This window comes from Halomonas litopenaei, assembly GCF_017303055.1.
Taxonomy (GTDB): Bacteria; Pseudomonadota; Gammaproteobacteria; order Pseudomonadales; family Halomonadaceae; genus Halomonas; species Halomonas litopenaei_A.
The window spans coordinates 1-11,905 of sequence record NZ_JAEKJT010000008.1 but is presented as its reverse complement, the minus strand read 5'-3'; the positions used below and the strand labels follow the sequence as shown (position 1 = coordinate 11,905).

Annotated in this window: 7 protein-coding genes; 2 read left to right on the top strand and 5 right to left on the bottom strand. The window is 62.9% G+C overall.

The window, feature by feature from the left end:
• The first annotated feature begins 8 nt into the window (after window positions 1-8).
• A complete protein-coding gene (locus tag JF545_RS15775) occupies window positions 9-782 on the top strand; it encodes an SDR family NAD(P)-dependent oxidoreductase (protein ID WP_206943655.1) in 774 nt (257 codons plus the stop codon).
• Between the two features lie 480 nt (window positions 783-1,262).
• A complete protein-coding gene (locus JF545_RS15770) occupies window positions 1,263-2,537 on the top strand; it encodes an autotransporter outer membrane beta-barrel domain-containing protein (RefSeq protein WP_206943654.1) in 1,275 nt (424 codons plus the stop codon).
• Window positions 2,538-2,557: 20 nt separating this feature from the next.
• On the opposite strand, the gene cysQ is transcribed toward JF545_RS15770, so the two are convergent.
• The 5 genes from cysQ to JF545_RS15745 all read right to left on the bottom strand — a co-directional run.
• Window positions 2,558-3,403 carry a 3'(2'),5'-bisphosphate nucleotidase CysQ gene (gene cysQ / locus JF545_RS15765; protein WP_347401339.1) on the bottom strand — a complete coding sequence of 282 codons (846 nt, stop codon included), beginning with the start codon at window positions 3,401-3,403 and terminating at the stop codon, window positions 2,558-2,560.
• 216 nt (window positions 3,404-3,619) lie between these two features.
• Window positions 3,620-4,804: an HlyD family type I secretion periplasmic adaptor subunit gene (locus JF545_RS15760; protein WP_206943652.1), complete on the bottom strand. Its 1,185-nt coding sequence runs from the start codon at window positions 4,802-4,804 to the stop codon at window positions 3,620-3,622.
• A gap of 1 nt (window position 4,805) precedes the next feature.
• Complete coding sequence (locus JF545_RS15755; RefSeq protein WP_206943651.1) at window positions 4,806-6,944, bottom strand: type I secretion system permease/ATPase; 2,139 nt, start codon at window positions 6,942-6,944, stop codon at window positions 4,806-4,808.
• 3 nt (window positions 6,945-6,947) lie between these two features.
• Complete coding sequence (locus JF545_RS15750) at window positions 6,948-8,171, bottom strand: TolC family protein (protein WP_206943650.1); 1,224 nt, start codon at window positions 8,169-8,171, stop codon at window positions 6,948-6,950.
• 89 nt (window positions 8,172-8,260) lie between these two features.
• Window positions 8,261-11,905 (bottom strand): beta strand repeat-containing protein (locus tag JF545_RS15745; protein ID WP_206943649.1); only part of this gene is annotated, 3,645 nt, incomplete at its 5' end.

Sequence of the window (11,905 nt, the reverse complement as noted above, 5' to 3'; positions counted from 1 at the left end):
CTTGCGAGATGACCGAGCCCCTTCGGCTGATCCTCATCACCGGCGCCACCGGGGCCATCGGTGGCGCCCTGGCCGAACACTACGCGGCGCCAGGCCAGCACCTGCTGCTACATGGCCGGCGGCAGGACGTCCTGGACACACTGGCCACACGCTGCCGCGCCAAGGGGGCCAAGGTAAGCCTGTCCAGCTTTACCCTGGAAGATGATCAGGCCCGTCGCGCCTGGCTGGACAGCCTCAGCGCGACGCCAGATCTCGTGATAATGGCAGCCGGCATGAACACCGGCATCCGCGACGCTCGGCTCGATGAATGCGCCGAGGCCGCTCGTCAGCTGATGGACATCAACCTGCGCGTGCCCATGGAAATGAGCCGCCAGCTCGCGACCGCCATGCGCCGCCGCGGTCACGGCCAGCTGGTCTTTGTCAGCTCCCTGGCCGCCTGGCATGGCCTGCCGGCCGTTCCCAGCTACAGCGCCAGCAAGGCGGCCATCAAGGCCTACGCCGAGGCGCTAAGGGCCCCCCTTGGCAATGACGGCGTCGGGGTCACCCTGGTCATGCCCGGGTACGTGGCGTCCGACATGGCGCGTGCCATGCCCGGCCCCAAACCCTTTATGTGGAGCGCGGAGCGCGCTGCAAAACGCATCGCCAAGGCAGTGGATGCCAATCGCCCCCGAGTCAGCTTTCCACTGCCGCTGTGCCTGGCGACCCAAGGTCTGACGCTGCTACCACCAGCATGGGCCCAGCGCCTGCTGCAGCTTTTTGGCTATGGGATATCGCGCAAGTAACCTTCTGGTCATGACCTGCACGGCGCCTCACCCTGACGGGCAAAGGCACCACCCTCGCTCACAGCGCCACGTTTTTTTCACAATATCCATTTACCTTTCTACGCCCACGTCCTTGCCTACACCCACTTCCTTCCCTGCATCCACGTCCTTCCCTGCTCCGGTCCCCTCACAAAGCCCCTGATGACTTGCCGAGACAGCGATGGGTCATTTATTCAGCGAACACTCACCAACACTGTGCTCTTAATTACCCTTTTCTGCTTTTTTGAGCACTCTTTCGCCATCCAAAAGATGAAATAGCAAAAAAATGCAATCCTAATTCCATTTAGGCACAGTATATACATTTAGTTACTTTCTAATGCCTGATACTGGATAACACCTCATCCTACATGCGCATTTTCAGCCAAGGATCGGATGAAATGGCTGATGTATTTCCCTTAATCAGCCGCCCCAAAGGTGTTTCTATCCCGAAAAGGCATTTCCATGAAACCGACCCAACCCCACCACCCCTCCGTGGCCCCGGCACCCTCACTATTGGCTCACTGCCTGTTGGTCCCCAGCCTGGCACTCGGCCTGATGCCTGCTGCAGGGCTGGCCCAGACGCTTCCAACAACCGCGGCAGCAGGCACGCTCTACACGAGCTTCGAGGGCCGCCCCCTCACCTTGCAGCACCTCCAGCAAACGGCTCCTGGCAGCCCGGACAACCGTGTGACGGCGGTGCTCAATGGTCGTCCCATTAGCCTTCTGCTGCCCCCCGGCACACCCCTGAGTGCAGTGAACTCCAACACGCCACTCTCCCTGAGAGCTGACGATGGCACGCTGCTGTTCAGCGGAACGATGGGCGAGCTAGATCGCGACGAGACCCTGGCACTAGCGTCCCGCCTGGGCATTCTCGACATCGATCAGAGCCTGTACGGTGCCCTCAAACAAGCCTTGGCACGCCACTTCCAGCCCGTCACCCAGCGCATCGACGCGCATATGCAACCGCGCGCTCAGCAAGCTCTGACAGGTCCGGGCATCAGCGTCTGGACGACCAGCGAGGTCGGCGATCTGGACGGGGAAACAGACCACACAGGATATTCGGGAGATACCAAGGCGGTGCTGGCAGGGGTGGACTACCGCCAACGGAACTGGCTCGTCGGCCTCGCCGCGGGCCACAGCGATATCGAACTCCATGGCGACCGTGGCGGCCGCACCGACCTGGGAGGAGAGCTGGTCATGCCCTATGCGGCGGTGGCCCTGCTCGATGACCGTCTGGTGCTGGATGCCACCCTGCTGTACCAGGACCTGGATGGAGAGGTACATCGGGACTATCTGGCCGCCCCCATCGACGTGGATGGCCACCGCTGGGGAGGGCGAGCCTCGGGCACCTACTATCTGCCGCGCTATCACCGGGTCGATACCGGCCTTACCCTGGGCGGCGCCTATCTTGAAGACGACCTAGACGGCGATTACCTGGGGCAGCGCACTGACTATGGCGAGGAGACCGGTGAGGTCTTTGCTGGCGCCAAGTTGAGCACCCACTTCAGCGCGGGACGGGTCTATGGCCACCTGTTCTATCACTACGACCTGTCCAGTGACGTGGACGACGACGCCGACCACCTGGATGGCAGCGATGACGACCGTTTCGTCCTGACCCTGGGGGGTGAACACCGCCTCGGCAAAGGCGTGGTCATGTCGCTGTCGGGACAGACCACGCTGGGCGCCAGCGACACCGAATACGACGTCATCAGTGCCTCACTGGCCTACACCTTCTGAAGCCGGCCGAACAGCGTGACTCAGTCCGCCAGTGCTGCGGCCAGGGCCTGTTCCCAGCGCCGGTCACGCTGGCCGCAGACGACGAAAAACGGATTGAGCAGTGACTCGCCACGATTGCAGCGCAGTGGCATCAACGTCTCGGCATCCAGCACCTCGCCTCCTGCGGCCGTGACCACGGCCTGGGCCGCGGCGGTGTCCCACTCGCAGGTGGGTGCCAGACGGGGATAGAGGTCCGCCTTGCCCTCTGCCACCAGGCACAGTTTCAGCGAGCTGCCCATGGACGTGCACTCGCTGGCGGGCAGGCCCGCACAGAAGGCCTCGAAGGCTTCAGCCCCGTGGCGCCGGCTGCCGACCACCACCCACGGCGCTACCGCGGGGTCCGGCAAGTCACGCACTCGAATAGGCTGGCGCACCGGCGCCTTGCCGCTGGGGGCCTGCTCGGTGCGCCAGGCGCCTTGCTGGCGATCACCGAACCAGGTCACCCCCAGCACCGGCGCGTGCACCACCCCGAGCACCGGTACACCGTGCTCGATCAGCGCCACATTAAGGGTGAACTCGCCGTTGCGATTGACGAACTCCTTGGTCCCATCCAACGGGTCCACCAGCCAGTAACAGTCCCAGCCCAGCCGCGTCTCGGCGGCGATCTCGCCGGATTCCTCGGACAGTACCGGCGTGCCGGGCGTCAGCTGTTCCAGCAGCGCCACCAGCGCGTGATGGGCGGCCAGGTCGGCCTCGGTCAGGGGACTGTTGTCATCCTTGTGCTCGACGTCGAAGTCACGCTGATAGATCTCGAGCACCAGGCGACCGGCGTCCTCGACACCCGCGACAAGGGCATCCTTGTGTTCACTGCTCAGACTTACGGGCACGGAAGGCTCCTCATGGGCCACCGCGACCAGGCGGCAGGCCAGCAATTCAGCGGGGAAGATCATCTTCCCCGAAGGTTCAGGCAACACAGCTTACCCTGGCCCATGCCGCGTTGCAGGCCCAGAGCCACTCAGCCGCCGATAGGTGAGCGGATGGGCACGGCTCAGAGGTTGGGATCACAAGCGGTCGCAATAAGATCTGACCATTAGTGATATCTCTTAATACAACCTGGCTTTAATAATCGGCTTGAGCAGATAGCTCAATAGCGATCGCTCACCTGTCTGAATATCGACTTCGGCCACCATACCGGGCCGAATGGCGAGGCGCTCGCCGTGGCGCTCCAGGTGGGCTTCATCGGTGCGCACCAGCACCTCGTAGTAGGACACCTTGCCGCGCGGCGTTTCCTCTTCGATCGTATCCTCGCTGATCTGCTCCACCGTGCCTTCCAGGTCGCCGTAAATGGTGTAGTCGTAGGCCGTGATCTTGACACTGGCCGGCATGCCCGGAGCCACGAACGCCACGTCCTCCGGCCGAATCCGTGCTTCGATCAATAGCTGGTCTTCCAGCGGTGTGATTTCCAGGATCGGCTCGCCAGGCTGTATGACCCCACCGGTGGTGGTGACCATGATGTCGTTCACCCGCCCGTGCACCGGCGACACGATCTCGGTGCGCTCGAGTTGGTCGCGACGCTGCAGCAATGTCTGCTCCAGCGTCGACAGCTCCGCCTGCTTAGTGGAAAGCTCAGCATAGGCATCCTGGACATAACTATTGCGCATCTCGGCCAGCTTGCCGGCCAATGAGGCCACCGTCTGCTGCAGTTTCAGGACCTCCATCTCGCTGACGGAGCGTCGCTCGACCAGCGGTTCCAGCAGTCTCAACTGGCGCCTGGCGATGGCCATCTCGTCCTCGATGGAGGCCTCTGCCTGCAGCAGGCGATTGCGCCGGGCCTCGAACAGCGCGCGTTCGGAGCGCGCCAGCTCGCCCTGCTCATCGATATCGTCGGGAAAACGAATGCTCTCCTGCTCCAACACCTCTGCTTCCAGGCGCGCGATGGACGCCCCGAGGACCTCGACCTGACTCATCGTTTCCAGGTAGGCGCTACGAAAGCGCGTATCGTCCAGCCGCAGCAGAGGCTGCCCTGCAGCGACCCGCTCGCCCCGCTGCACCAACAGGCGCTCGAGGATGCCACCCTCCAGGCTCTGTATCGTCTGCATGCGTGATAAGGGCACCACCTTACCGTCGCCACGGGTGACCTCGTCGATGGTGGCCCAGGACGCCCAGGCAATAAAGATCGCGATGGTGGCGACGCAGGCCCACAGAATGACGTGGGTACCCTGGGGCAGCGAGCTCCCCCCCTGCAGCTGCTCCAGCACCTGCCGCTGGCGTGATGTTGCACTGGCCATGTCACTGCTCTCCTGAGGCGCGGGCTGCGGTGGTCCTGACCTGATTGCCCGAGACTACCTTGTCGACGGGGCCATCCATGACCCGCCGGCCATCCTTGAGCACCACCGCCCGATGTGCCAGCGACAACAGCGACTTCTTGTGGGTCGAAATCACCACCGTCCGCCCCTCCAGCCAGCGCATAAGAAAGGCGATGACCCGCTGCTCGTTGGACTGGTCGTAGGCAGCCGTAGGCTCATCCATCAGCACGATACGCGGGTCCTGCAGGATCAGCCGGGCCAGGCCAACCGCCTGGCGCTGCCCCCCGGACAGGCTGGCATTGCCCTGAAGAGGCATATCCAGCCCCAGGGCGTGCCGGCGGACGAAGCGACCGAGGCCGACATGATCGAGCGTCTCCATCAGCTCCTCGTCGTGATAGGCGCCGCCATCCAGCATCAGGTTGTCGCGCAGGGTGCCGTGAAACAACGCGATGTCCTGGGGCACATAGCCGATGGCACGGCGACGATCCCCTGGCTCGATCTGGCTCAGGCTCACCTCGTCGAGCTGGACCGTCCCGTTCGCAGGATCCACCAACCCCGCCAACAGCCGCAGAAGGGTCGACTTACCCGCGCCATTGCCTCCCAGCAGGGCAATGCGCTCGCCCGCGGCGAGAGACAACGAGTCGAGCGCCAGGGCGGGCGGCGCATCCTGCTGATAGGCAAGCCCGACCTCACGTAGTTCGTAACGCCCCTGGACCCGTTCCTTGCGCACAAACTGGCGTCCCACCGGGCGTTCTGTCGGGGCGTCCATCAAGCCGTCCAGGCCTTCCATGGCGACCTTGACGTGCTGCCAGCGCGCCAGAATACCGGCCACCTGGGCCATCGGCGCCACCACCCGTGAGGTCAGGATGGTACAGGCGATCAAGCCACCGACGGTCAGTTCGCCGGCAGAGATGACGTAAACACCGGCGATGACCACACCGACATACACTAGCTGCTGGACCATGGAAGCGCCGTAGGTCAGCTTGGATGACAGCCGCCGATGACGGGTGGAGGCATCGGCGAGCTCCCCTGACAGGCTGTCCCACAGCCGCAGGTGGCGGCCCTCGGCACGACTGGCTTTGACCGATTCAAGGTGGTCAACGGTCTCTAGCAGTACCCCCTGGCGCACCGCCCCTTCTCGCAGGTTCTGGCGCGAAAGCCGCGCCAGTTTGCGCTGGGCCAGCAGGCCGGGCAACACCATCATCACGATGCCAGCCACCGGCACCCACACCATGTCACCACCGATAAAGTAGATGACACCCAGAAACAGCACGACGAAAGGCAAGTCGCTGATCGCACCGATGGTGGAAGACGTCAGGAACTCGCGAACGCTCTCGAACTCTCGAATCTGGCTGGAAAAAGCTCCCACCGACCCCGGCTTTGCCGCCAGGCGCAGGTTCATCACCTGTGAAAAGAGCCGCGACGATAGCTGTTGATCAAGCTGCTTGCCGGTGTTGTCGAGCAGACTCGCCCGCAGTACCCGCAAGCCAAATTCGAGCAGGATCGCCAGAACGACACCGCTGGCCAGGATCCATAGGGTGGAGAACGCCTCATTGGGCACCACCCGGTCATACACCTGCATGGCAAACAGCGCCGTACCGATGGCCAGCAGGTTGGCCATCAAGGCCGCCACGCCAACCTCCACCCAGGTTCCCCAGCAGCGACTCAGGGGGCCTTTCAGCCAGTGCTCCTGCGGCTCCTCGGCGAAGCCCCCGGCCCGATCATCCGGCTGAAGGTCCGGCCTGGCGACGATCGTCACGCCGGTATGCCTGGCACAAAGCTCTCGGGGGCTCCAAATTTCGGTACCACCACCGCTTTCACTCAGCAGTACCTGGATCGCGCCCTCTTCACGGGCCACCACCGTCACCCAGCGCTCGTCGTCCAGCTCGATCAATACCGGCAGTAGGTCATTGGCCAGCCTGTCCAACGGAACGTCGAGGCAGCGTGCCTTCATCTGTACCCGCCTCAGCGCGCGCGGTACCTCGGACACGGGCAACCTCCCCTGCTCCAGCGGTAGGCCATCGCCGAGTTCGGCGGTGGTGCAATGCCGACCCCACTGCTCGCACAGCACGACTAGCCCTTCTCGTAATGCGTCTCCAGTCACGCCTTGTGACGACTCCATCGCTCAGCCTCCCTGCGCGATATCCTGTTCCTCGAGCCTCGGCACCACGGCGGCCAGCGTTCCCAACTGCGAAGCGGCCCGGTACTGCAGACGCAGTTGCTGGATCTCCACGTCGATACGCTGCCTGGCCGCCTCGAACCGCTCGCTCTCGATACTGAGCAGATCGGCGATGTCCCTGAGACCGACGCTGAATTGGTCTTCGTAGGTCGTCAGGACCTCGCCGGCCCGATCGATCTGTTCCTCGAGCCCTTCCAGACGCCACTGGGTCACCTGATACTGCTCCTTCAAGCCGGCGATGGTGCGCTGAAGATCGCGCCGTGCGGCCCGCCGCGAGAATTGCGAAGACTCCACCCGCTGCGCGGCAGCATCAGTCCTACGCCAGTTGGACAGCCCCTGGATGGGCGCCATCCGCACACGCAGGGCGATCACCTGATCCTCTTCCATCACCCCGCCGACCTCACGCCTGAGCAGCGATCCTTCGAGGTTGAGCTGGGGCATCAAGGCCGCCTCAGACTCTTCCAGCTCAGCCTTCGCCACAGACACGTCGGCCTCGCTCTGTTCGAGCACAGGGGCGTCCTCGATCGCAAGGTCCACCTGCGCCGGTGCAGCCAGGCTTGCCAGATAATCCTCGGGGTCGGGCATCTGGGTGGCCAGGATGTCCCGTTGCAGCAACACCCGCAGTTCCTGCTGGGCCTCACTAAGGGCACCCCGCTCCATCGCCAGTTGCTCACGGGCACGGGCGATGTCCAGACGGCTGCGCTCGCTTTCGCTGCGATCGCTGTAGCCACCAAGATCCCGCTGGTCGGTCATCGCCGCCAGCGCCTCGAGCCGGTCCAGATAGCCCTCCACCTCGACCACGCGGAGCTGGGCCGCCACCACGTCGAGGTAAAGCTCGATGATATCCAGCGCCACTTCGTCGCTGGTCACCTTGAGCGAGGCCAACCGATGGCGGTATTCGGCCGAGGCCGACGCCACCTGCGACGCAATACGTCCCCAGTCATACAGCACCTGGGTCGCCGTGATGTCGTAGCCGAGCTCTCCCATCAGCGAGTTCTCCGGCCCCGCCGACACCTCCACCGAGGGCCAGTAGCTATCGCGCGCGATATCCACCTCGGTGGCGGCCACCCGAACGTCGGATTCCGCCGCCCGTACCTCGGGATTGACGGCCAGCCCCTGGACCACTGCTTCCGACAGACTCAGCGCCTGGGCCTGAAGGGCGCAGACCATCAGCGCCCCGCCAGCGATCCACCAACGGCACCTGGCCCTGCGTGGTCGACCTGACCTTGCTTGCACTGCGCCAGGCGCTACCCCCACCCTCAATTGACCTCCACATTGACGGTGTCTTCCACCAGCAGCGTGGTACTGCCCAGGCTGTACTCGACATAGGTGGTATCACCGCTGGTCTGCTCGTTGCCGGTGGCCACGGCGCCGCTAGCACTGAGCGTATCGCCGTCATCGCCTTCCACCGTCAGCAGGTTGTCGTCATCGGTCAGGGCGATGGTCTCGTCCTCATCGAGGGTCAGGCGCGATGCCCCATCGTCATCACCCAGGTCGATACGCTCGATATTGCCGATCGTACCGACAGACGCATCAGTCAGATCGAGGTCGATGCCGCCATCGAGCAGCAGCACATCCTCCCCGCTACCTCCGTCGATGGCGGCAAAGCCCGTCCCGGAAAGACGAATCTCATCGTTGCCGGCGCCACCATTGAAGGTGTCGCTGCCCTGACCATCGATCAACAGGTCGTCGCCACCGCCACCGTTGAGGACGTCGTCGCCTGTTCCGCCTCTCAGCAGATCATTACCTCCCCCGGCGTCGATGGTGTCGTTACCGGCGTAGCCGTAGAAGCGTTCATTGCCGATGCCACCATCCAGGTCGTTATTGCCTCCATCGCCTTCTTCGATGTAGGTGCTGCCGCCGAACAGCTGGTCCAACGCTTCGGCTTGCAACAGGTTACCGACCAGTTCGCTGCCCTCGAGTCCTTCGGTGTCGGTGGCGCTGATGCGAAGCGCGTTCAACACGCTGAGCTGCAGGTCAGTGCCAAGACCGAGCAGACCGCCGTCGCCATCGGTAAACCTCACGCTGCCCAGCAACTCATTGACCGCCAGATTGTCGATGGGACCGCCATCCAGTGCGGTGATGGTCAGCGAGGCCCGCGGCGCCACGAGCCCGAGGACGCCGCTAGAGCTCTCCGTCGAGATGCTCAGACCGAGCTCCTGAGCCATGGACTGGGATGCCGTCAGTTCGACCGAGTCGGTCAGATTGATATCGAGCAAGGGACGGAAGTCGATCGTGACCGACGCGAGATTGTTCTCGGCATCGGCAGCCACCAACGCCTGGCTGTTGAGATCGATGATGCCCAGCGCCGAGACATCCAGCAGCCCCAGCAGGCCGCTGTCGGCCTGCACGATCGGCGCGGTATTGTCCGGATCCGGGTCGCTGGGGACCGTCGGTTCGTCCAGTGTACCGGTCTCATCGACCGCCACACTGGTGGACGTGCTGTCGCCATCCCCGTCGGTCAGGGTCGCGTCGATCTCGGTGGACGACTTGAAGCCGCCGACCGCCGTCTCTCCCGCCTGGACCGTGGTGTCCACGGAGAGATGGCCACCCTCGAGAAGTTGCTGAATGATCTGCCAGTCGGATGCCGCATCGGTCCCCTGGCCGACCAGATCGACACCTTCGAGCAGGATGACCTGGTCCGTAGCACTGGCGTCGTAGCCACCCAGATAGCCACCGCTGGAGCTAATCTCGAGGCGGGTATCGCCATCCGCGGTGCGTACGAAGTGCAGGAAGCTGGTCAGGTTGCCAGGGTCGGTACCGATCCTGACCTCGTTCTGCAAAAGGCCCTGAAGGTCCAGAATATCGCCATCGCCGAGGGAGAAGTCAGTGATGGTATCGACGACCGGGCTACCGGCGGCCCCTGCGTTTCCGGCTTCAAAGCGGAATACATCGCGGCCTGTCCCACCCGTCAGGGTATCGGTACCGGTGCCGCCGATCAGCAGGTCATCGCCATCTCCCCCCGACAGGACATCGTCGCCGGCCCCACCCCGCAGGATGTCGTTGCCGGCGCCGGCGTTCAGGGTATCGTTGCCGCCGTAGCCATAGAGGCGATCGCTGTTGGCGGTGCCCGTGAGGGTATTGCCCGCATCGGGATCGGCCGATTCATCTTCTAACAGATAATCGGGAGCACTGTTACCATTGAGAAGATCTAGTTCGAGTATGTCGCCCCGAGACTCAGGGCCGACATCGTTACCCTCAACATCTATCGCGGAAATCGAGAGAGAGGAACCTAGACCAATTGAGGTCAAGCCTCCACTGTAGTAAATCGAACCCAAAAACTCGTTCCATTGCTGAGAACTCAGCCCTCCATCAGCTGCAGTTATCACAATCGATGCATTGTTATCCAAGACGCCCAAGCGATTCGAATTATCGACTGTAAGCCCAAACGACTGCGCCATTGATTCTGAGTATTCGAACCCAGGACTACCCAAAGAAACGGAAAGAAGCGACGTCAGTGCTACTGTAACACTTGCGATATCGTTGTCTGGATCATTGACGCTAAATGCTTGGCTTCCGCTAAAATTCACTAGGCCAAGAGCGTCTACACCCACGATACCCAGCAAACTCGCAGAATCACCCAACCCGACCGAAGGGGCCTGATCAGACATAAAGGCATCATTGGCGAGGCTGCCTTGTGTGAAGCGGTAGGTCCCGTCGGCAAGATTGACGTCAAAGGTCTCGCCTTTCACGGTGGTGACCGTCAATTGGCTGGACGTATCGTCGTATTGGTAGCCGGCGATCAGGTCGGACTGTCCCTGCTGCTCCACGCTACCGCTGTCCTGATCGTAGCGGAAAGTCACCCCATCGATCACGATGGAGCTGACCACACCACCATCGGCACCAAAGTCATCGACCAAAGTGCCTTCCACCGGCTGGGCCATCCCGCTGGTATCGATAAGTACAGGCGCCGCGGCGTCGGGCACGGCGTCGGTGAGCTGGATCTCCAGGCTGCCCTCAGCGCTGTTGCCGGCCGCATCCACTGTCGAGACCTGGAAGCCGAGCTCCTGAATGTCCGCACCAAGGGCCGGGTGATCCAGCGCCGCCAACTGGGTAAAGGTGTAAGCACCCGTTGCCCCGTTGATGACCAGCGTCGCGACGTCACCACCCGCCACCGTCGCCGTCATGGTGTAGTTCTGTTGCTGGGCATCGTAGCTGCCCGCCCAGGTGACATCACTGCCACCGGCGGTAAGTCCCTCAGGGGCCGTGACCGCGATCTGCGCCAGATCCCCCCAGTCATTACCGGCCAGGTTGCCCGACACCGTGGCATTCACCGCTTCATTCAGTGCCTCGCTGCTATCGGCGATCAAGGCACCGGTAGTGTCCAGGGTCGCAGTATCGGTCACGGTCCCGCTATTACCGGCGGTATCCTCAAGCGTCATGGTGACCGTCAATTCGCCATCGGCAAGCGCACTGAGGTCGAGCCCCGTGACGCTCACAGTGCCATCGCCAGCCACGGTAATCGCGCTTTGGTCGACAGTGATATCGGTGGTATCACTATCTCCATCACTGATTACGATACTGGATAGAGTGCTGTCAGCATCAATCTGCCCGCTGAGGGAAATCGCCGTGGCTTCCGCAGCACTCATCAATTCATCATCGAAGGCAATCGAGTTGTTCGGACCACTAGGCGCGGCCGTATCCACGTTGAAGTCAACGCTGCTGGAGGCAGCGGAGCTATTACCGGCAGCGTCGGTAATCACCGCTGCGACGCTATAGTCGCCGTCTTCCAGAGCATTGCTCGGAATCACCACCGTGGCGCTACCATTGGAGACGTCGTCCGCCGTCACGGTATACGTCACGTCGTCCGCGTTATCGATCTGCAGCGTAATGGTGTCACCGGCCTGGGTGCCGGCGGTCAGACCGACGCTGGCCTGAACCCCATCGGACAGCTCAGCAGCGTT

Coding starts and splice junctions, on each gene's coding strand:
- JF545_RS15775 (WP_206943655.1), top strand. CDS start 9: ATGACCGAGCCCCTTCGGCTGATCCTCATCACCGGCGCCACCGGGGCC.
- JF545_RS15770 (WP_206943654.1), top strand. CDS start 1,263: ATGAAACCGACCCAACCCCACCACCCCTCCGTGGCCCCGGCACCCTCA.
- JF545_RS15760 (WP_206943652.1), bottom strand. CDS start 4,804: ATGGCCAGTGCAACATCACGCCAGCGGCAGGTGCTGGAGCAGCTGCAG.
- JF545_RS15755 (WP_206943651.1), bottom strand. CDS start 6,944: ATGGAGTCGTCACAAGGCGTGACTGGAGACGCATTACGAGAAGGGCTA.
- JF545_RS15750 (WP_206943650.1), bottom strand. CDS start 8,171: ATGGTCTGCGCCCTTCAGGCCCAGGCGCTGAGTCTGTCGGAAGCAGTG.